This window comes from Bradyrhizobium sp. CIAT3101 (assembly GCF_029714945.1).
Taxonomy (GTDB): domain Bacteria; phylum Pseudomonadota; class Alphaproteobacteria; order Rhizobiales; family Xanthobacteraceae; genus Bradyrhizobium.
In genome coordinates, this window is the sequence record NZ_CP121634.1 from 3276450 (window position 1) to 3296789 (window position 20340).

Below are 20340 nucleotides of genomic sequence, written 5' to 3' on the forward strand. Positions count from 1 at the left end.
GTAACGGGCTAGCGTCATGGCCGGCAACGAGCAGATGGACCAGGATGCGATTGCCGCCCAATGGGAGGCGTCGCTCGATTCCGAGGATCCCGCAGAGGCCGCGAAGGCTGCTGCCGAAAACGAACTCTCGGAGACCATGGCCCTGCAATGGGCGGCCATGGTCGAGGACGGCAGCCGCGATCTCGGCAACGGCAAGAACTCGGGCGAGCGGGTGCTGTCGCAGGAGGAGATCGACAATCTCCTCGGCTTCACCGTCGGTGACGTCACGCTCGACGACCATTCCGGCATCCGCGCGATCATCGATTCGGCGATGGTCTCCTACGAGCGTCTGCCGATGCTCGAAATCGTCTTCGACCGCCTGGTGCGGTTGCTGACGACCTCCTTGCGCAATTTCACCTCCGACAACGTCGAAGTCTCGCTCGACCGCATCACCTCGGTGCGTTTCGGCGACTACATGAACTCGATCCCGCTGCCCGCCGTGCTCTCGGTCTTCAAGGCCGAGGAGTGGGACAATTTCGGCATGGCGACGGTCGATTCCAGCCTGATCTACTCGATGATCGACGTGCTGCTCGGCGGCCGCCGCGGCTCGAGCCAGCTCCGCATCGAGGGCCGGCCCTACACCACGATCGAGACCGAGCTGGTCAAGCGCCTGGTCGAGGTGGTGCTGGCCGATGCCGAGCAGGCGTTCCGGCCGCTGTCGCCGGTGACCTTCACGATCGACCGGCTCGAGACCAATCCGCGCTTCGCCGCGATCAGCCGTCCCGCCAACGCCGCGATCCTGGTGCGCCTGCGCATCGACATGGAAGATCGCGGCGGCAACATCGAACTGCTGCTGCCTTACGCGACCATCGAACCGATCCGGGCCGTCCTGCTCCAGATGTTCATGGGCGAAAAGTTCGGCCGCGACCCGATCTGGGAAGGCCATTTCGCCACCGAGATCGTGCAGGCCGAGATTTCCGTCGACGCCGTGCTCTACGAGGCCGACATTCCGCTCAAGCAGCTGATGCGGCTGAAGGTCGGCGACACGCTGCCGCTCGACATGCGCGCCGATGCCAACGTCACCGTGCGCTGCGGCGACGTCACGATCACCGAAGGACGCATGGGCCGGGTCGGGGAACGCGTTGCGATCCGCGTGACGAAACCCTTGCGCAAGCCAAGTACGACACTTGCGATGTTCGAGAAGGTGGACGAACAGAACAAGCTGATGGAGGCCCCATGAACCACTCTCTGGGAATGGCGATCGAGACGTTGGTGGCTATCCTGCTAATGCTCACGATCGGCTACTGCATCCTGCTCAACAAGCGGCTGACGCGGCTGAAGGCGGACGAGCATTCGCTGAAGGCTGTGATCGGCGAGCTCATCACCGCGACCGAGATCGCCGAGCGCGCGATCGGCGGGCTCAAGCTCGCGGTGCGCGACGTCAACGAGAATCTCGGCAGCCAGCTTGCCGCCGCCACGCAGATGTCCGACCAGCTCCACAAGCAGCTCGGCGAAGCCGACAACGTGGTGCGTCGCCTCTCCAAGATCGCGATCGCGGCGCGCCCCGTCACGAATCCGGAAGCCGCGGCCGCCCCGGTCGCCAAGCCGTCGGCGGCGAAGGCGGTGGCCGCTGCCGCCGAAGCGTTCTCCGAGCGCCGAAGGTCCAACGGTCTCGCCGCATAAAGTCAGGGTATGAAGTCCTTTCGTAACATCCGCGTCATTCCGGTCGTCCTGGTTGCGGTCGCAGGTCTCGCCACACTGAAAGTGGCGGGGCTCGTGATCAATGGCGGCTATGTCTTCGACTACCAGCCGAAGCAGGTGAAGAAGTCCTGGGCGCAGGAGAATTTGAATTTTCCCGGGGGCGAGGACCCTGACATCACCGGCTCCACGCATGGCGCGCCGAAGGAAGCGCCGAAGCCGGCCGCGCCCGAAACCAAGTTCGAGGGCACCCCGGTCAAGATGGACGAAGCCCAGCCGCAGGTCTCGGCCTCGGAGCGCGCGATCCTGGAACGGTTGCAGGCGCGCCGCCAGGAGATCGAGTCCCGTCAGCGCGAGATCGATATCCGCGAGAGCCTTTTGAAGTCGGCCGAGAAGCGCATCGAGGACAAGGTCGAGGAGATGAAAGCGGTGGAATCCCGCATCACCGCGACCCAGGCCGAGCAGAAGGCCGCCGAGGCCCAGCGCTTGAAGGGCCTCGTGACCATGTATGAGGGCATGAAGCCCAAGGACGCGGCGCGGGTGTTCGACCGGTTGGAAATGGGTGTGCTGATCGAGATCGCCTCGGCGATCGCCCCGCGCAAGATGTCCGACATCCTGGGACTGATGTCGTCGGAAGCGGCCGAGCGGCTGACCGTCGAAATGGCCCGCCGCGCCAATGGGGGCGGCGATCAGGCTGCCTCCGCCAGTGATCTTCCCAAGATCGACGGCAAGCCGACGCAAAAGCCGAATTGAGGGCTCGAGAGGCGCGGAGCGCGAGAAGGCGACATTGACACCGTCGCCCTGCGGGCATCACACGATCAGATCGTGCGGTACGAGGGCGTGAGTTGAGCCTGGCCCGTGAGCTGGATCAATGTGCAGCGGGGACAGTTCAGGCATCGGCGCCGCCCCGAATCCATGGACTACGCCGGCATGTTCGTGATGACCGGACGGGTCCGAGGGATCATCCAATCCTGCGCCGGACCCTGATCGGTGGTCACGCAAAGCGCCATCCTCGGTGGCGTGGGGTTCGGCCGCCGCGTGTCTCGGCTCGGGCGCAAGGACACCCGAACCGTCTGGGGCTGGCTGCTTGAAATGAAATGAGTCCCCGAGGCGAACCCAGGCAACACGAGGAAGGTCGTTCTCGCCTGTCGGGTCCCGGTGATGTTGCTCGAGCAACTGATTTTCATGGTGTGACGTCTCGATGGGACCTGTGCCGGAATGGATGCTGCGGTCGACGCCGAGAGCCGTCAGGTCGATGCGCTCAGAGTCTATCTTGAATCCAGAGACGATATCAGGGCGCGCCGCACCGGGATTTGATGTCGAGGCAAAGACGAAATGGTCGTCTCTGGAACTACTGGCAAGAAGATTCCGCTCGTATCCGCCAGAACGGGCATCGCAACTGTCCTGTGAACTGATCTTGCCATCATCCGGACTTTCGCCGGAGACAGCGGTGTCACCGGTGCGCGCGTCGTGGGTGCTCGCAGCCACCGTCTGAACGGCGGCAAAACCATCTGCAGCCGTATTGTCTTCGGGGATCGCGGCAGCATGGGGCGGGGCGGCGGCATCGTGAGCTGCCGCGTGACCGAAATGGTCGCGATCGTCGGCACCGTGGATTGTGATCGCTATCGTCTGTTCCGTGCCATCGATGGTGGTGACCGCGAAGGTGTCGGTCAATGTGTCACAGGAAGAAAGCGCCTTTACGGCGCAGTTGGTGGTATCGAGCGTGTAGGTCCACACGCCGGCGGCGGTCATCGTGAAGGTGCCGTAGCCGCCCGCGCTCCGCGTCGCACAAGTGACCGGCGTGAATGTGTTGGGCGGGTTGTCGACGTCGGTGTCGGTCAGTCTGCCGCTCGCCGTCGGCTTGCCTCGTTCCTCGCAGTCGGGCTCGGTCACCGAGCCTGTGGTGCAGCCGCGGATGATGGCGGGATCGTTCGTGCCGTGGATGGTGATCGTCACCACCTGCGCGGTGCCGTCGATGGTGGTCACCGTGAAGGTGTCCGTCAGGGTATCGCAGGCGTTCAGCGCCTGGACGGCGCAATTTGCGTTGTCGAGCAGGTAGGTCCAGACACCGTCTGCCGTCATCTGGAAGCTGCCATAACCGTGGTCGCTCACCTTTGGCGAGGTCACCGGCGTGAAGCTGTCGGGAGTATTGTCGACATCCGTATCGGTGAGCCTGCCGGTTGCGGTCGGTGTCCCGCGCGTCCCATACGCGGCTTCCGTTACGGTGCCGGTCGCCGTCCCGGAGATGATGGCAGCATCGTTGGAGCCGTTGATCGTGATGGTAATCAACTGCGGGGTCCCGCCGATGCTCGTCACCGTAAAAGTGTCGGTCAGCGTCTGGCCAATGTTCAACGCCTGGACTGCGCTGTTGGATTGATCGAGCGTGTAGGCCCAGACGCCATCGGCGGTCATCGTGAAAGTGCCGTAGCCGTGTGCACTCGGCGTCGGCGAATTGACGGCCGTGAAAGTGTTGGCGGGGTCGTCGACATCGACATCCGAGAGCTTGCCGGTCGTGACGGATGATCCGGACGAGGCATTGGCGACGCCGCCGGATTCGATCGATGTGCCGGTCGTTATGCCGGAGATGATCGCCGCGTCGTCGACCCCATTGATGTTGATCGTGAAGACCTGCTGTGCCGAAAGCGACCCGTCTGACACGGCGATCACAAAGCTATCGGTGGTCGACGTCTTCAGCGCGTTGATCGCGTCATTGTCGGGAACGAAGGCATAGGCGCCAGTCGTACTGTTCAGATAAAGCGTGCCATAAGCGCTGGTCTTCGATACGTCGTAGGTTGCTCCATCCAGCACGGTATTGCCCGGAGCGCCTCCGCTGATGGCGAAAGTCAGCGCGGCGTTGGAGCTGGAGCTGCTGGCGCTGAACGTTCCCCTCGTTGCGGTGAAGACGTCGAACACGGCCGTGTCGAGTTCAAGCGGGGGCGCCTGAGCATTCAAGGTCGGCGGCGTCTTCACGATCATGATCTCGGGCATCATGATGACGGGCACCGCTGGCAGTGCGTTCGGCGCCGCGGGTGCGTCGGGCGCTATGAAATGGATCGGCTCCAGCGGCAGGGATTTGACGAACGGAGGGGTGCCGGACCCGTGCGTGCCATATCCCTTCGCGAAATTTTCGAGCGCCTCTTGCTGGACCGCCCGCAGCTCCTCCATGCGCGTCGCGCTGTTGTCGAGCTGGTTCACGGAAACCCCGGAGCCGACCTTACTCAGCACGACCGTTTGTCCGGGATCCTCGACGATGATGTGCCGCGGGATGGCCTCCTTGGTGGTGAGCTCGAACGCGCCGTGCGCAAGGTCCTTGTACGCAATCGTATCGTCGTCGAGGAACGTTACGTTCGGGTCTGCCGCCTCGACCTCTTTGATCATCGAGAGGAGCAATGCCGTGAGCGACAGCATCCCGAAGCCCCCGGCAGAGGCCCGCTCACGAATCTGGGTAGCGGGCGCATCAAGAGCGCCGCTCGTCGCGGTCCTCACTTGGCGGTGCGGGGCCGCGGCGGCTTCGCGCTCGTCCCCGTGCCTTGCAGTGGACGTGCCGAACATTGTTCAACCCCGATTGCCCAAACAGTCGGCCTCAGCCGTCGCCGTACCTTGGCCGGCTTGCCGCGTCACGCGATCGGGAACAGTTTTGTGCCGGCAACGTCAGTCAGGCCCGCTAAAGGCCGTGGTCTCCGAGAATTCCGCCCAGGCGGATCACGGCAGAACTGCTGTCGTTTGCCGGACGCCACGGCTTTGAGAAAAGCTGTTTGAAATTGCCGGGCGCGGATAGTGGCTCTTTTGGGCACCGCGATCAGCCATTCGGATTAAGCCGGAATAACCATTTTGACTGTCGTGGCTTGTTGTGACGGGTCTGCCATGATGCGCGATGGCTTCACCGACGCTGTCCGAGCCGTTCGGATGCTCAAGGACGATATCTTCTAGAGGAGGAAGCCATGGGCACTCGTGCAACGATTATTCTCGTGGCAGGTCTCGTCCTCGCGCAGGCCGCCTGCGCAGTCCACGCGCAGAGCGATTCTCCGCGTCGTGCCGTGCTGGACTCGGCGTCAACGCCAATCGGGAAAGTTGTGACGGCCGATGGCTCGGTCATCATCGAGCATGCGGGTGCCGCCATTGTCCAGGCAAACGTCGCGGGCGACGCCATCCAGACGAAGATCGGAGATCCCGTCTATTCGGGCGATGTGGTCCGAACCGGTGCCGACGGACGGGTCGGCATCAACTTTGTCGATGGAACTTCGTTCAACCTGTCGAGCAACGCCCACATGACGCTGGACGAATATGTCTACGACCCGACTGGGAAGTCCAATTCGACGGTTTTCAATCTGACTCGGGGGACGTTCGTTTTTGTCGCCGGCCAGGTTGCGAAGACCGGCGACATGAAGATCGAAACGCCGGTTGCCACGATGGGCATTCGAGGCACCACACCTCACGTCGAAATCTCGGACGACGGAACCACCAGGTTCTCTACTCTCATCGAAGAGGGCAAGAACAAATATACGAAGAGGTCCGGCGCAGCGGGGGCGCCGAAAGCCGAGCAAAGGGTCGAGCACAGGCTCAATCTGAACATTTGCCGCGGCTGCTAGAATTGGTGCTAACCGTGCCATCGCCAGATCTCAGAAGATCGGGAGCCTGACATGGAAGCAAGGTCCTCCATCGCTGAAGGCGGAATCGCACTTGTCGTCTTGCTGTTGGTCGGCCTGCCGGTCGCAGCCCAGAACGCCAAGGTGAAGGACAGCTATCTCAGCAAGATCGAATTATGCAACGGGACCGGTGCCACCCCGCTCGATGCCCGGATCGACGCCTGCACGGCTTTCATAGAGGCGCGTCAAGGTCCGACCACAGCGCTGGCCATCGCCTATAACAATCGCGGCAACGCCTACACCGCAAGGGGCGACTACGACAGGGCGCTCCGCGATTTCGATCAGTCGATCACACTCAATCCGACATACGCGAAGGCTTTCAACAACCGCGGCGTGGCTCATCTGAGGCAAGGCGAATTTGAACTCGCGATCGAAGCCTTTGATGGTGCGATCAAGCTCGATCCCGGCTACGGCGCTGCCTTCGTCAACCGCGCCGGAGCCTATCTGAAGAAGAAGGACCACCAGCGCGCGGCGCGCGACTACGACGAGGCAATTCGTCTCCAGCCCGACCTGCAGTCCGCATGGAGCGGACGATGCTGGACCCGGGCGGTTCTCGGCGCCTGGCAGGCGGCGCTGGAGGATTGCGACAGAGCGCTTCAATCGGGATCGACCAGCGCTGCCGTGTACGATTCGCGCGGACTGATCCACCTGAAGATGGGTGAATTCGGCGCCGCGATCGACGACTACAATTCTGCCCTGCGAGCTGCCCCGGCATTGGCCAGCGCGCTTTTTGGCCGCGGGCTTGCCAAACTGAAGCAAGGCGACGGGGTTGGCGGGGATGCCGACATTTCGGCAGCCAAGACAATTCAGGGGAACATCGGCGACGAGTTCACACGTTTTGGCGTCGTTTCCGACTGAGTTGGCCTGGTCACGCGGAACGAATCGGAGGTGAATATGGATGCAAGGTTCGCGCTCATTCGAGCTCACGACAGCATTCGCCGCTATCAGCGGTTGTTGAACACGCAGCTGACGGATCTCGAGCGTGAGTACATCGAGAGTCGAATCTCGGAAGAGCGATCGACCATGCAGTCAGTTCGCGAAGCGCGAGGCGAGATAAGTTTCTTGCCGGCCAATGGTGGCGCTTGATTGGCCGTCTTTTTGTGCCCACGCGGCCGATGACGGTGCGCGCGACGACGGGGCGTTAACACCTCCTTAACCCATTGCTCCCCCAGATTCCGTACGCGAACGTCTCGGTCCACGAGCAGGGCGTCGCGTCACCCTGTGCCCAATCAAGTCCTCATTACAGCATTAACAAGTCCTTAATTGGCAAAACCTACAGTCGACGGCACGGGCCGGCGCCAGTGCCGGCATGACTCGTCGAACCGGAAGAAATGCCGCCAATGGCGCAGAAGGCTGCCGCTGGATTTGTGTCGCGAGCCCGCGCTTTGGCGCTGGGCCTGTCGCGTCATATCCGTAAGGCACCTGTTCTGGCAGCCTGCCTGTTGGTCGGCCTTAATCATGGTGCCCGAGCGGCCGATACGATTCGGGGCGAGGCGAGCTTTTCGGCCAGCGGCGGTTTTGCCCGTCTCGTGATCAAGCTCGGCGAAGACGTACCCTCCGAGGTGACGACCGCCGGCTCCATCCTCATCATCCGCTTCGATCGACCCGTCGACGTTCCCGTCGACCGGGTGCCGGAAGGTGCGCCCGATTACGTCAACTCCGCCCGGCGCGACCCCGACGGCAGCGCGATCCGGCTGTCGCTAGCGCGGCGCGTCACCGTCAACACCATGAATGCCGGCGAGCGCACCTTCGTCGATCTGATGCCGGAAGGTTGGAAGGGACCGCCGCCCAGCCTGCCTCAGGAGGTGGTCAAGGAACTCGCCGAGCGCGCGCGCGCTGCCGAACGCGCGCTGCGCGCCCAGCGCGCCGCGGCCGAAGGCAAGAAGCGTCCGCCGATCCGCGTGCGGGCCTCGATGCAGCCGACCTTCGTGCGCTTCGTGTTCGAGATGCCCGACGGCGTCGGTGTGTCCTCCGTGCTCAATGAGCAGAAGCTGACGCTCGCCTTCAACGCCAATCTCAGCTTCGACCTTGCAGATGCCGTCGTCGCCGCGCCGCCGAACGTCGCGTCGATCAAGCAGAAGTCCGATATCGACCAGACCAGCGTCGAGATTGCGCTGATCGGCGATTCCGACGTGCACTCCTTCCGCGACGACAAGAACTACGTCGTCGACATCGCCTTCCAGCCCGACAAGACCAGGGCGGCGACGCCTGAAGCGACGATCGCAAAGGCCGAATCCGGTGGTCACGGACCGGCGCCGGCTACTGAGAAGCCGGCGGCCGCAAAGCCGAAGGACGCCCATGGCGAGATCAAGCCGCCGACCTCGGAAACGATCGCGCGCGAAGCTAAAATTGACGTGAAGCCCGAGGTGAAGCCGGAAACGCCCGCGGCGATGCCGCCCGCCGAGGCGCCGAAGTCGGCAGCGGCAATAAATTCGACCGAAGCTCCGCGCGTCACGGAAGCGCCCAAGCCCGCGCCACCCGCGACGGAAGCCGCCGTGCCTGCCGCTCCTGCCAAGCCCGTGGTGCCCGAGGCGCCCAAAGAGGTCGTGAAGGAAGCCGCGAAGGAACCGATCAAGGAAGAGCCCAAGGAAGCTGCCAAGGAGACGCCGAAAGAAGCACCCAAAGAAACGCCCAAGGCTGCGCCCGTCGAAGCCCAAGCTTCGCCACCGCCCGCGGCGGCGAGTGTCGATGCGCGGCGTGACAGCGACGGCCTGCGCGTGACATTCCCGCTTCAGGTCTCAACGCCCGCCGCCGCGTTCCGTCGCGGCGACACGGTGTGGCTGGTGTTCGACTCGCCAAAGCCGGTCGACGTCGAAGCGATCCGCACCAAAGGCGGTGCCATGATCGGCGAGGTCAGCCGCATGCCGCTCGAGAAGGGGCAGGCGGTGCGCATCCGTCTCACCCGTCCGCTGGTCTATTCGCTGACCAGCGAGGAGGTCGGCAAGGAGACCAACTGGCTGCTCACGCTCGCCGACAAGATCCAGGCAACGCCGCTGCCGTTGATGATGTCGCGCAACATCACCGATCCCGCACTCGCCAACATCGCGATCCCCTTCGCCAATCCGGGCCTGATGCACAAGCTCACCGATCCTGACGCCGGCGACATGCTCTATGTCGTCACCGCGCAGCGGCCGGTCCGCGGCTTCATCAAGCGGCAGGATCTCGTCGATCTCTCGCTGCTGGAATCCGCCCACGGCATCGCGATCCGGCCGAACTCCGACGAGGTCGGCGTCGAGGTCGGATCGGACAAGGTCATCCTCGGCAAGAAGGGCGGCCTGACGCTGTCGCCGGTCGACGTTTCGGCCGAGCGCGCACCGACTGCGGTGCGGCCGGTCTTCAATCCCGAGGGCTGGCGCAAGGGCCAGTCGGAAGAGTTCTGGACGCGCCAGAGCGAACTGATTGCGGCGATCTCCGCCGTCGAGCCGGCACAGCGTTCGCTGCCGCGGCTCGACCTCGCGCAGTTCTACATGTCGCGCGCGATGTATCACGAAGCCAAGTCCGTGACCGAATTGATGCTGAGCGATCCCCTCAACAAGGAGGAGAGCGGCGCGTTGATCGTGCATGCGATCTCGAGCATCCTGATCGGACGGCCTGCATTAGGCCTGAAGGATCTCGCCAATCCCGTGATCGGCAACAGCCACGACTCGCAGCTTTGGAAGGCGCTCGCCTATGCGCGCCAGGGCAAATGGGCGGATGCCCGCGAGAAGTTCAAGAATGTCGAATTCGCCATCGCCTCGCTGCCGCTCGACATCCAGCGCATCGTGACGATGGATGCGATGCGCGCCTCGCTCGAGGTGAAGGACTATGCCGGCGCCTCCAAGCGCCGCGGCGAGATCGAGGTGGTCGGCGTGTCGCCGGAAGCTGCGCCCGGCTTTGCCGTGTTGCGCGGCCGGCTCGCCGAGGCGCTCGGTCACGACAAGGACGCGCTCGACGACTACAAATTCGCGGTCGCCTCGAATGACCGGCAGGCAGCGGCGGAAGCCAAGCAGCTCGAGGTCGCGCTGCGGCAGAAGCGTGACGAGATCAGCAAGGAAGACGCGCTGAAGGAGCTCGAGACGCTGTCGATGACGTGGCGCGGCGACGCGATCGAGGTCAAGACGCTGCAGATGCTGTCGCAACTCTATTCCGAGAATGGGCGTTATCGCGATGCGCTCACCGCGGCGCGGACCGCGACCAAGCTGCAGCCGAATGCGGAAGCCTCGCGCCAGGCGCAGGATCTGGCCTCGGATCTGTTTACGCAGATCTTCCTGGGGCCGAAGGGCGACGAGCTGCCGCCGGTCGAGGCGCTCGGGATGTTCTATGAGTTCCGCGAGCTGACGCCGATCGGCCGCCGCGGTGACGAGCTGATCCGCCGCCTGGCCGATCGTCTCGCCTCGATCGATCTGCTCGACCAGGCCGCCGAGCTGCTACAATACCAGGTCGACCACCGCCTCGAAGGTGCCGCGCGCGCGCAGGTCGCGGCGCGCCTCGCCATGATCTACCTCGCCAACCGCAAGCCCGACATGGCGATCACGGCGCTGCGCGCCAGCCGCATCAGCGATCTCTCCGGCGAGTTGCGGCAGCAGCGCCTGCTGCTGGAAGCGCGTGCGCAGAGCGACGTCGGCCGCCATGATCTCGCACTCGACATCGTCTCCAATGTCAGTGGCCGCGAGGTGCTGCGGCTGCGGTCCGACATCTTCTGGGCAGGACGTCGCTGGCGCGAGTCCGCCGAGCAGATCGAGCTCTATTACGGCGACCGCTTCCGCGACTTCAAGCCGCTCAATGCGGTGGAGAAGAGCGACATCATCCGCGCCGCCGTCGGCTATGCGCTGGCCGACGACTCGATCGGGCTGTCGCGCTTTCGCGAGAAATACGCCCCCCTGATGAGCGAGAGCGCGGACCGGCTCGCCTTCGACATCGCCAGCAAGCCGGCCGCGGCGTCCAGCGCCGAATTCGCCGACATTGCAAAACTCGCCGCAAGCGTCGACACGCTCGATGGCTTCCTCCGCGAGATGAAGCAGCGCTTCCCCGACGCCACCGCCCGCGCACCGGCCGCCCCGCAGGCCAAGGACGAGACCGATCATACCGGCTCGCTGCCGACGATCCCGGTCGTGCGGCAGATCAAGATGACGCGATAGAGCATGATCCGGAAAAGTGCGCCGCGGTTTTCCCTCGCGACAAACGCGGAACGCGTTTGCGCGGAGATCATGCTCAAACAATAACCTAAAGCGCGTATCGCGCTTTAGGAACTCTGCTACTTCTGGCCTCTCGACAGGTGCCGGGCGAGACGGCAACCTGTGCACCTTCATGCCGGGAGAGCGACGATATGAGCAAGCCTGCCAAGACCGAAGCCGAACTCATCGCCATGGCGCGCGCCGAGTTGAAGGTCCATACCGACGGCCCCGAGGGCATGTCCATCTCGATCGTCCGCGACGGCGACAGCTGGGAGTTCCGCGCCGATGCCGACCAGGCGACGCGCGCCAAGCCCGGCTTTCCCGAAAGCGTCGCCATGCTGGTGCAGATCGGCGATCACCTCAGCAAGCAGTATGACGTGAAGTAAGGGGGGCTGCGTAAATCGCGGCGACTACCCCCCGTAACTCTGCACCAGGCTTCCCGCCACCAGCGACCAGCCGTCGACCAGCACGAAGAAGATCAGCTTGAACGGCAGCGAGATCGTCGCTGGCGGCAGCATCATCATGCCCATCGACATCAGCACCGAGGCGACGACGAGGTCGATGATCAGGAAGGGGAGGAACAGCAGGAAACCGATCTCGAAGGCGCGCTTCAGCTCGGAGATCATGAAGGCAGGGACGAGGATGCGCAGCGCAAGCTCATCGGGCGTCGCCGGCGGCGGCTCGCCGGAGAGATCGAGAAACAGCTTCAGATCCTTCTCGCGCACGTTCTTCTGCATGAAGCCGCGCAAGGGCACGGAGGCGCGCTGGAGCGCGTCCTCGACGCCGATCTGGTTGGCGACGAGCGGGCGGATGCCGTCGTCGTAGGATTTCTGCAGCACCGGCCCCATCACGAAGAAGGTGAGGAACATCGCCAGCGCCAGGATCACCGAGTTGGGCGGCGCTGTCGCCGTGCCCATCGCGGTCCGCAGCAGCGAGAGCACGACCACGATGCGCGTGAACGACGTCATCATGATCAGGATCGACGGCGCGATCGACAGCACCGTGAGCAGCGCGATCAGCTGGATCGCGCGCTCGGTGACGCCGCCACCGCCAGCACCGCCGCCACCGAGATTGATGCTGATGTCCTGCGCATGCGCAGGCGAGGCAAGCAAACCCGTGGCGAGCAAGGCCGCGGCGATCAGAACAGAAGGGATAAGAACTCTACGCGGGAAGGACGGCAGCCTCACGAAGACGGCTTCGGACGGCCGAGCAGCGAGGCCATCTCGTCTTCGAGATTTTCAAAGCTGGTCTTTTCCGGAGCCGGTCTGGCCGGCGGCGCGGGAGGGGCCGGCGGCTCGGCGCGGGCGACGCGCGGCGGAGCGGCGGGCGGCTCCGGCGCGACCGGCGGGGCGATGGTCTCGCCGGCCGGACGACGGAGCGCCGCCTCGAGGCGCTGGGCCATCTCGGCGAGATTTTGCTCGGCACTCGACGGCGCGGCGGCAGGGGCCGGCGGCGGCACGGGCGGAGCCTGTAGTCCCGGCGGAGCCTGCGGCACGGGCGGCGGGGGCGGCGGCGCGGCTGCGCGCTCGGCACGCACCGGCGGCACCTTGGCCGGCTCGCTCGCGCGCGGCGGGCGCGGCATCAACGGCGGCTCGCTGCGCGCAACGCGCGGCGGCATCGGCTCGGGGCGGGGCTCACGCTCGGGACGCGGCGGCATCGGTTCCGGCGAGAAACCGCCGAGTGCCGGTTCGCCGCGGCGTTCGGCCAGAGCGGGCGCCGGCCGGCGGACTTCGTCGGCGAAGGACGGACGTGCGGGCCGCGGCGGCGGCTCGGGCATTTGCGGCTCGGGATGGTCGAGCACTTCGGGGCGCGGCGCTTCGTCGGCCCAGCTGCCGGCATCGGGCATCGGGGCGAGGCGCGGCGGCTCGGCGGCGCTGGAACGCTGCGGAATCTGGTCGCGGCCGGCTGCGGCGCGCACGATATTCGGTTCGACGACGATGTCGGTCGGACCGCCGATCATCAAGAGATGTTCGACATTGTCACGGCGCACCAGCACCAGGCGCCGGCGGCCATCGACGGCGGCCGCGTCGATCACGGCAAGCCGGGGCATCCTGCCGCGCTGGGTATTGGCACCGAGCCGGGTGGTCGCGAATCGGCGGACCAGCCACGCCGCGACGCCGATCAACGCCAGCACGACGATGAACGCGACGATGAAAGTGATAGGGCTACCGTTCATACCTGTCCCCGGTAAATGGCGCTTCTCTCGTGCCCATGGTCAGCCAACCACCGGCGTGCGATGCCCCAAAAACTGCGATCTCTTAACGTTCCGCGGCAAGTTTTGCCGTCCCCAACCCTTAATAACCCATGAATCGCCCGATCCAAAACGACTTCTTGGCCTGTGCGTGGGCCGCCAAGCGGTTGGGTTAATACGGCTTTTGGAATGCGTAGAAACACGGGGGGACACAATGCGTGTCTCAATCAGAAACACGCATCTGCCTCGCCTTAACCACCTGTTAACCATACACGCGGCAAATTCTGCCTAGCTTCGGGCCACACTCCGCACTTGGGGGTCCGCAAGAGGCGGAAGGAGCCGCAACGATGTCCATCAACGATCTTCCGGTGCTGTCGGCGCTTCGCACCAAGATGCAGTGGCACCAGGAACGCCAGCGCGTCCTGTCCGAGAACGTCTCCAATTCCGACACCCCCAATTTCCGCCCGCGCGAGTTGGTCGAGCCGAAATTCGACAAGACCGGCGCTCCGGCGGGCTCGATGGGGCCTCTCGCCATGGCCGTCACCAGCGCTTCGCACATGACGCCGTCAGGCGCGGCCTCGAGCTTCGACCAGAACAAGAATGCGGGCTTCGAGACCCGTCCGGCGGGCAACGCCGTCAATCTCGAGGAGGAGATGATGAAGTCCGCCAACAACCAGATGGATTATGCGGCCGTCACCTCGCTCTACTCGAAGAGCCTGCATCTTCTGAAGACCGCGATCGGCAAGGGCTAGGGCTAGGGGAGCCGCATCATGGCGAATGACAGCAGTGACTTTGCCCGCTCGATGGCGATCGCGACCTCCGGGTTGCGGGCGCAGGCCGGGCGCATGCGGGTGATCTCGGAAAACATCGCGAATGCCGACTCGACCGCGCCGACCGCAGGCGGCGATCCCTATCGGCGCAAGGTGCCGACGTTCTCCTCGGCGCTCGACCGCGCGCTCGACGCGCAGGTCGTGACGCTCGGCAAGATCAAGCCCGACCAGTCCAACTTCCGCGTCAAATACGAGCCGAGCAATCCGGCGGCGGATGCCACCGGCAACGTCAAATATCCCAACGTGAATTCAGTGGTCGAGATGACCGACATGCGCGACGCGCAGCGGTCCTACGAGGCCAATGTCAACATCATCAGTGCAACGCGCCGGATGATCCAGCGCACGCTCGACATCCTCAAGAGCTGAACAGGAAACCCTAGGCCATGGCAACACCGACAATCGCGGCCAATGCTTATGCCAACCTTGCCCGCGTGCTGGAAAACACCGGCGCCGGCAAGGGCAGCGAGGCGAGCGGGCAGTCCTTTGCTTCGCTGCTGAAAGACGCGGTTGGCAGCGTCATGGAATCCGGCCGCAAATCGGACGCGCAGACCGTCGCAATGGCCTCCGGCAAAGCCAACGTGATGGATGTGGTGACGGCGGTCGCCGACACCGACGTCGCGGTGTCCACGCTGGTCTCGGTCCGCGATCGCGTGATCGCGGCCTACGAAGACATCATGAAGATGCCGATCTGACGAGAGCGGTGAGTAGCGAATGGCGAGTGGGGAGTTGCTCCCATTCGCCATTCGCTACTCACCATTCGCAGCCATCAAGACAACCAACAACGGAATTCTGCAATGACCGGACCCGAGACCCTCGACGTCGCGCGCGATGCGCTCTGGACCATCGTGATCGTGTCGTCGCCGCCCATGGTGGTCGGCCTCGTGGTCGGCGTCATCGTGTCGCTGTTCCAGGCGCTGACCCAGATCCAGGAGCAGACGCTGGTCTACGTGCCGAAGATCCTGGCCATCTTCGCCACAATGCTGCTGGCGCTGCCGTTCATGGCCGACGCGCTCCATTCCCACATGATGCGGATCTCGTCGCGAATCATCGGCGGGTAAGGCACAATGCGCCCACCATGCGCATCGACGTCTCGCTGCTGCCGGCGCTTGCCGCGGCCTTCATGCTCGCCTTCGCCCGGGTCGGCGCGATGGTGATGCTGCTGCCGGGGCTCGGCGAGACCAACATCCCGACGCGGGTGAAGCTCTCGATCGCGCTGCTGCTGACGCTGATCATCCTGCCGCTGCATCGCAACGCCTATCAGGTCGACATGGGTTCGCTCGCGCCGATGCTGGTGCTCATGCTGCATGAGATCGTGATCGGCATCGTGCTGGGAGCGACCGCGCGCGTGACGCTGTCGGCGCTCCAGGTCGCAGGCGCCGTGATCGCGCAGCAGATGGGGTTGGGCTTCGTGACCTCGGTCGATCCGACGCAAGGGCAGCAGGGTGTCCTGGTCGGCAATTTCCTCACCATGCTGGGTGTGACGTTGCTGTTCGCCACCGACAGCCATCATCTGGTGATCGCTGCGTTGAACGACAGCTACGCGATCTTCGCGCCGGGCGAGACGGTGTCGAGCGGCGACATCGCCTCGCTTGCCACGCGGGCTTTCTCGGCCGCGTTTCTGCTCGGCCTGCAGTTGTCGGGGCCGTTCCTGGTGTTCGGCCTCGTCTTCAATATCGGGCTCGGCGTGCTGGCGCGGTTGATGCCGCAGATGCAGGTCTATTTCGTCGGCGTGCCGCTGTCGATCTTCGTGGGCTTCATGGTGCTGGCCCTGGTGCTTGCGGCGATGATGGGCACCTATCTCGACTACTTCATCGGTGTCATGCACCAGATGCTTCCGTTGAAATAAGAGAGATCGATGGCGGAAGACAACGATCCAGAGAGTCAAACAGAAGACCCGACGCAAAAGCGCCTCGAACAGGCGCTCGAACGCGGCGACGTCGCCAAGAGCCAGGAGATCAACACCTGGTTCATGATCGCGGGCGGCACGCTCGTGGTTTCGACCTTCTCCGGCTCGGTCGGCAGCGGCCTCTTGACGCCGTTGCGCAACCTGCTCGCCAATTCCTGGATGATCAAGACCGACGGCGGGAACCTGCTCGCGTTGATGCAGCAGATCGAGGTCGCGGTGTTGGCGGCGGTCGGTGTGCCGCTCCTGATGCTGGTGATCGCGGCTATCGCCGGCAACATGCTGCAGCACCGGCTGGTATGGTCGGCGGAATCCCTCACGCCCAAATTCAGCAAGCTCTCGCCAGCAGCCGGCTTCAAGCGCATCTTCGGCAAGCAGGCGGGCGCCAATTTTCTCAAGGGCATCGGCAAGCTCATCGTGCTCGGCGTGGTTATGACCACGATCCTGTGGCCGGAGCGGCATCGCATGGAGGCGATGGTCAAGCTCGATCCGGCCGCGATGATGGGCGCCATTACCAGCCTGACGGTCCATCTGCTCGGCGCGGTGGTCGCAGCGCTCGCGATCATCGCCATCGGCGACTATTTCTTCCAGTATCGCAGCTGGTTCCAGCGGCAGAAGATGTCGCTCCAGGAGATCAAGGAAGAGTTCAAGCAGTCCGAAGGCGACCCGCACATCAAGGGCAAGCTCAGGCAGTTGCGCCAGCAGCGCTCCAAGAAGCGCATGATGGCTGCGGTTCCCAAGGCCTCCGTGATCATCACCAACCCGACCCACTATTCGGTGGCGCTCTCCTACGAGCGCGGCATGTCGGCGCCGATCTGCGTCGCCAAGGGTGTCGACAATCTCGCTTTCAAGATCCGGGAGATCGCGCGCGAGCACGACATTCCGATCGTCGAGAACGTGCCGCTGGCCCGCGCGCTGTACGCCACCGCCGAAATCGACAAGGAAATCCCTGTCGAGCACTACCATGCGGTCGCCGAAGTCATCGGCTACGTCATCCGGCTGAAGCGCGGTTTCAGTGCCGCGCGGCAATAAAACCCCCGAAAAGTACCGGAAATGGCTGTAAACTGGGAATCAGCGTACGTTTCGCCCCTGCCGCCCTTGCGTCCGCGGGTCCAATTCAGGCAGGGAGGACCCCACGCGCCGCGTAGCGCGCTGATTCTCTGCCGACAGGCTGCACAAGCGTGAAATGACCGCCGAGACCGACCACGACCTGTCACGCGAGCCCGTTGCGGCGCATGAGCCGTCGCCGCGCTCGGGCAGCATTGTGCTGGTGCTCCTGGTGGCCGCCGGCCTTGTCGCGGTCGCCATCGGGCTGATGACGCTCGGGCGCGCGCAGGCGCAGCCCTATATCCTCGGCATCCTCGCCGTGCTGGCGATGATCGGCCTGTTCAATCTGTTCGCCTTCGCCGCCGGCATCATCCGCTTCGTCGATCGCAGCCTCGACGATCCCGTAATGGGGCGCATTGCCGATCACGCCTTCGACGGCCTCGCGGTGACCGATCCGCGCGGCCATGTGGTCTATTCCAACGCGGCTTATCTGACGCTGACCGGCGCCTCCGGCCCGCAGGACGTGCGGCCGGTCGAGCGCGTCTTCATCGGCAATCCCGACGTTTCGGAAGCCGTGTTCCGCCTGCTCAAAGCGGCGCGCGAAGGAAAACGACAGCAGGAAGAAGTGCGCATTTCCGGCCAGGACGGCAGCCATGGGCGCTGGTTGCGCATGCGCGTGCGTCCGCTCGGCACCGGGAAGCGCGAAGCCAAATATGCGGTGTGGTCGATCGCTGACATCACCCGCGACCGCGAACGCCAGGAGGACGTGTTCCAGGAGCTTCAGCACGCGATCGAGTATCTCGATCACGCGCCGTGCGGCTTCTTCTCGGTCAATCCCGCCGGCGAGCTCGCTTATGTCAATGCGACACTGGCGAACTGGCTCGACTATGATCTCGCCGAGATCGGCTCGGGCGGCTTGAAGCTCGCCGACATCGTCTCCGGCGACGGCGCTTCGCTGCTGAGCGCGATCGTGGCGGTGCCGGGCGAAGTGAAGACCGAAGTCTTCGACATCGATTTGCGCATGCGCACCGGCAAGACGATGCCGGTCCGGCTCTATCACAAGCTCGCCTTCGGTGCCGACGGCGCGCCGGGGCCGTCGCGCACGCTCGTCATCAGCCGGGCCCGCGACGAGCGCAGTGATCCCGATCGTGCCGCCGAAGTGCGCTTCATGCGCTTCTTCGACCACACCCCGATGGCGATCGCCACCGTCGAGCGCGGCGGCAATGTCGTGCGGGCGAACGCGCGCTACGCCAAGCTCGCACAGGGCCTCGGGCTCGACAGCGCCAGCAAGTCGATCTTCCGCGCCGTCAACGCGCGCGACCGCCACCTTTTGATTGCAGCCATCAATCAGGCCGCCGAAAACCAGGCCGACATCGCGCCGGTCGAGGTGGCGCTGGAGGGGACCAAGGAGCGCTGGGGCCAGTTCTTCGTCACGCCGGTCGATGCGGCCGAGAACGAGGCCGAAGCCGCGATCGTGCACATGCTCGAGACCACCGAGCGGCGCGCGCTGGAGAACCAGATCAACCAGTCGCAGAAGATGGAGACGGTCGGCCAGCTCGCCGGCGGCATCGCTCACGACTTCAACAACGTGCTGTCCGCCATCATGATGGCGAACGACTTCCTGCTGAACGCGCACAAGCCGACCGACCCGTCGTTCCAGGACATCATGCAGATCAAGCAGAACGCGACGCGGGCTGCGACCCTGGTGCGGCAGCTGCTCGCATTCTCGCGGCGGCAGACGCTGCGGCCGCAGGTGCTCGATCTCGGCGATGCCTTGTCCGATCTCACCATGCTGCTGCGCCGGCTGATCGGCGAGAAGGTCAAGCTCGACCTGATCCACGGTCGCGATCTCTGGCCGGTCAAGGTCGACGTCTCCCAGTTCGAGCAGGTCATCGTCAATCTCGCGGTGAACGCGCGCGACGCCATGCCCGACGGCGGCAAGCTGATCATCCGCACCGCCAATGTCGCGACCGACGAGGCAGGCAAGCTCGCCTACAAGGGTATGCCGGCGGCGGACTATGTGCGGATCGAGGTCGCCGACACCGGCACCGGCATCCCCGCCGACATCCGCGACAAGATTTTCGAGCCGTTCTTCTCGACCAAGGAAGTGGGCAAGGGCACCGGCCTCGGGCTGTCCACCGTCTACGGCATCGTCAAGCAGACCGGCGGCTTCATCTACGTCGATTCCGAGCCGGGTCAGGGCACCTCGTTCCACATCTTCCTCCCGCGCCATCACGCCGAGCCGGAAGTGCAGGTCGAGCAGCCCGCGGCGGTTGCCGCGACCAATGGTGCTGCGAAGGACGCTGCACCTGCAGCCGCGGAGGCGAAGCCGCGCACCGATCTCACGGGGCAGGGCACCATCCTGCTGGTCGAGGACGAAGAGGGTCTGCGCGCGCTGAACGCACGCGGCCTGCGCTCGCGCGGCTACACCGTCGTCGAAGCCGAGAACGGCGTCGAGGCCATGGAGGTGCTGGAGGAGCAGAGCGGCGGCATCGATCTCGTCGTCTCCGACGTGGTGATGCCGGAGATGGACGGGCCGACGCTGCTCAAGGCGATGCGGGAGAAGAACCCCGACATTCGCTTCATCTTCGTCTCCGGCTACGCCGAAGATGCCTTCGAGAAGAGCCTGCCCGAGGGCCAGCAGTTCGACTTCCTGCCAAAGCCGTTCACGCTCAGCCAGCTCGTGGCGGCGGTGAAGGAGACGATGACGAAGCAGGGGTGAGGCTCAGCTGTCGTCCTGGCTTTCGCCAGGACGACATCGCGGATATCGCGTTAAACTCGCCGGTAATCCGCGACCACAGTTCCCTCCCGCATTCGACCAACTCCCCGGCAAATATGGGCTTTTGCCACATCCCCGCGACTGAGGGCCGCAGCCGGGGGTTCCGAAACCGGC

Annotated in this window: 18 protein-coding genes; 15 read left to right on the top strand and 3 right to left on the bottom strand. The window is 64.5% G+C overall.

Annotated elements, in window-relative coordinates:
- The first annotated feature begins 16 nt into the window (after positions 1-16).
- From fliM to QA645_RS15260, 3 genes are read left to right on the top strand one after another with little or no spacing between them, the layout of a single operon-like run.
- Positions 17-1219: a flagellar motor switch protein FliM gene (gene fliM, locus QA645_RS15250; RefSeq protein WP_027534776.1), complete on the top strand. Its 1203-nt coding sequence runs from the start codon at positions 17-19 to the stop codon at positions 1217-1219.
- Positions 1216-1662: a DUF6468 domain-containing protein gene (locus tag QA645_RS15255; protein ID WP_234679442.1), complete on the top strand. Its 447-nt coding sequence runs from the start codon at positions 1216-1218 to the stop codon at positions 1660-1662. The genes fliM and QA645_RS15255 overlap by 4 nt, the downstream gene beginning before the upstream one ends.
- A gap of 9 nt (positions 1663-1671) precedes the next feature.
- On the top strand, positions 1672-2430 hold the full coding sequence (locus QA645_RS15260; protein WP_254194483.1) for a flagellar protein FlbB: 759 nt from the start codon (positions 1672-1674) through the stop codon (positions 2428-2430).
- 57 nt (positions 2431-2487) lie between these two features.
- Here QA645_RS15260 and QA645_RS15265 read toward each other — a convergent pair whose 3' ends face one another.
- On the bottom strand, positions 2488-5229 hold the full coding sequence (locus QA645_RS15265) for a VCBS domain-containing protein (RefSeq protein ID WP_283051228.1): 2742 nt from the start codon (positions 5227-5229) through the stop codon (positions 2488-2490).
- A 389-nt stretch (positions 5230-5618) separates the two neighbouring features.
- Here QA645_RS15265 and QA645_RS15270 point away from each other — a divergent pair, with 389 nt between their 5' ends.
- From QA645_RS15270 to QA645_RS15290, 5 genes are all read left to right on the top strand, one after another.
- A complete protein-coding gene (locus QA645_RS15270) occupies positions 5619-6266 on the top strand; it encodes a FecR domain-containing protein (protein ID WP_283051230.1) in 648 nt (215 codons plus the stop codon).
- A gap of 105 nt (positions 6267-6371) precedes the next feature.
- A complete protein-coding gene (locus QA645_RS15275) occupies positions 6372-7181 on the top strand; it encodes a tetratricopeptide repeat protein (RefSeq protein ID WP_283051231.1) in 810 nt (269 codons plus the stop codon).
- A gap of 36 nt (positions 7182-7217) precedes the next feature.
- Positions 7218-7409 carry a hypothetical protein gene (locus tag QA645_RS15280; protein ID WP_283051233.1) on the top strand — a complete coding sequence of 64 codons (192 nt, stop codon included), beginning with the start codon at positions 7218-7220 and terminating at the stop codon, positions 7407-7409.
- Between the two features lie 254 nt (positions 7410-7663).
- Complete coding sequence (locus QA645_RS15285; RefSeq protein WP_283051234.1) at positions 7664-11440, top strand: tetratricopeptide repeat protein; 3777 nt, start codon at positions 7664-7666, stop codon at positions 11438-11440.
- 188 nt (positions 11441-11628) lie between these two features.
- The gene (locus QA645_RS15290; RefSeq protein WP_254194476.1) at positions 11629-11862 is read left to right on the top strand and encodes a hypothetical protein; all 234 of its coding nucleotides are present in this window, start codon (positions 11629-11631) and stop codon (positions 11860-11862) included.
- Between the two features lie 24 nt (positions 11863-11886).
- On the opposite strand, the gene fliP is transcribed toward QA645_RS15290, so the two are convergent.
- Positions 11887-12663, bottom strand: coding sequence for a flagellar type III secretion system pore protein FliP (gene fliP / locus QA645_RS15295; RefSeq protein WP_283051236.1), 777 nt, complete (start codon positions 12661-12663; stop codon positions 11887-11889).
- Positions 12660-13652: a flagellar biosynthetic protein FliO gene (locus tag QA645_RS15300; protein ID WP_283051238.1), complete on the bottom strand. Its 993-nt coding sequence runs from the start codon at positions 13650-13652 to the stop codon at positions 12660-12662. Before QA645_RS15300 ends, fliP begins: the two co-directional genes overlap by 4 nt.
- Positions 13653-14014: 362 nt before the next feature.
- Here QA645_RS15300 and flgB point away from each other — a divergent pair, with 362 nt between their 5' ends.
- From flgB to QA645_RS15335, 7 genes are all read left to right on the top strand, one after another.
- Positions 14015-14419 carry a flagellar basal body rod protein FlgB gene (flgB, locus tag QA645_RS15305; RefSeq protein WP_254132569.1) on the top strand — a complete coding sequence of 135 codons (405 nt, stop codon included), beginning with the start codon at positions 14015-14017 and terminating at the stop codon, positions 14417-14419.
- Positions 14420-14437: 18 nt separating this feature from the next.
- Positions 14438-14863 carry a flagellar basal body rod protein FlgC gene (gene flgC / locus QA645_RS15310; protein ID WP_254194474.1) on the top strand — a complete coding sequence of 142 codons (426 nt, stop codon included), beginning with the start codon at positions 14438-14440 and terminating at the stop codon, positions 14861-14863.
- Between the two features lie 17 nt (positions 14864-14880).
- Complete coding sequence (fliE, locus tag QA645_RS15315; RefSeq protein WP_200473261.1) at positions 14881-15189, top strand: flagellar hook-basal body complex protein FliE; 309 nt, start codon at positions 14881-14883, stop codon at positions 15187-15189.
- 102 nt (positions 15190-15291) lie between these two features.
- Positions 15292-15555 carry a flagellar biosynthesis protein FliQ gene (fliQ, locus tag QA645_RS15320; protein WP_254132567.1) on the top strand — a complete coding sequence of 88 codons (264 nt, stop codon included), beginning with the start codon at positions 15292-15294 and terminating at the stop codon, positions 15553-15555.
- A 17-nt stretch (positions 15556-15572) separates the two neighbouring features.
- The gene (gene fliR, locus QA645_RS15325; protein WP_254132566.1) at positions 15573-16343 is read left to right on the top strand and encodes a flagellar biosynthetic protein FliR; all 771 of its coding nucleotides are present in this window, start codon (positions 15573-15575) and stop codon (positions 16341-16343) included.
- Between the two features lie 9 nt (positions 16344-16352).
- Positions 16353-17432: a flagellar biosynthesis protein FlhB gene (flhB, locus tag QA645_RS15330; protein WP_254194472.1), complete on the top strand. Its 1080-nt coding sequence runs from the start codon at positions 16353-16355 to the stop codon at positions 17430-17432.
- Between the two features lie 154 nt (positions 17433-17586).
- Entirely contained in the window at positions 17587-20169 is a 2583-nt protein-coding gene (locus tag QA645_RS15335) for a cell cycle histidine kinase CckA (RefSeq protein WP_283051244.1), read from the top strand.
- The last annotated feature ends 171 nt before the right edge of the window (positions 20170-20340 follow it).

Coding starts and splice junctions, on each gene's coding strand:
- QA645_RS15270 (WP_283051230.1), top strand. CDS start 5,619: ATGGGCACTCGTGCAACGATTATTCTCGTGGCAGGTCTCGTCCTCGCG.
- QA645_RS15255 (WP_234679442.1), top strand. CDS start 1,216: ATGAACCACTCTCTGGGAATGGCGATCGAGACGTTGGTGGCTATCCTG.
- flgC (WP_254194474.1), top strand. CDS start 14,438: ATGGCGAATGACAGCAGTGACTTTGCCCGCTCGATGGCGATCGCGACC.
- QA645_RS15265 (WP_283051228.1), bottom strand. CDS start 5,229: ATGTTCGGCACGTCCACTGCAAGGCACGGGGACGAGCGCGAAGCCGCC.
- fliR (WP_254132566.1), top strand. CDS start 15,573: ATGCGCATCGACGTCTCGCTGCTGCCGGCGCTTGCCGCGGCCTTCATG.
- QA645_RS15280 (WP_283051233.1), top strand. CDS start 7,218: ATGGATGCAAGGTTCGCGCTCATTCGAGCTCACGACAGCATTCGCCGC.
- QA645_RS15285 (WP_283051234.1), top strand. CDS start 7,664: ATGGCGCAGAAGGCTGCCGCTGGATTTGTGTCGCGAGCCCGCGCTTTG.
- QA645_RS15335 (WP_283051244.1), top strand. CDS start 17,587: ATGACCGCCGAGACCGACCACGACCTGTCACGCGAGCCCGTTGCGGCG.
- fliE (WP_200473261.1), top strand. CDS start 14,881: ATGGCAACACCGACAATCGCGGCCAATGCTTATGCCAACCTTGCCCGC.
- QA645_RS15260 (WP_254194483.1), top strand. CDS start 1,672: ATGAAGTCCTTTCGTAACATCCGCGTCATTCCGGTCGTCCTGGTTGCG.
- flhB (WP_254194472.1), top strand. CDS start 16,353: ATGGCGGAAGACAACGATCCAGAGAGTCAAACAGAAGACCCGACGCAA.
- flgB (WP_254132569.1), top strand. CDS start 14,015: ATGTCCATCAACGATCTTCCGGTGCTGTCGGCGCTTCGCACCAAGATG.
- fliQ (WP_254132567.1), top strand. CDS start 15,292: ATGACCGGACCCGAGACCCTCGACGTCGCGCGCGATGCGCTCTGGACC.
- QA645_RS15300 (WP_283051238.1), bottom strand. CDS start 13,652: ATGAACGGTAGCCCTATCACTTTCATCGTCGCGTTCATCGTCGTGCTG.
- QA645_RS15290 (WP_254194476.1), top strand. CDS start 11,629: ATGAGCAAGCCTGCCAAGACCGAAGCCGAACTCATCGCCATGGCGCGC.
- fliM (WP_027534776.1), top strand. CDS start 17: ATGGCCGGCAACGAGCAGATGGACCAGGATGCGATTGCCGCCCAATGG.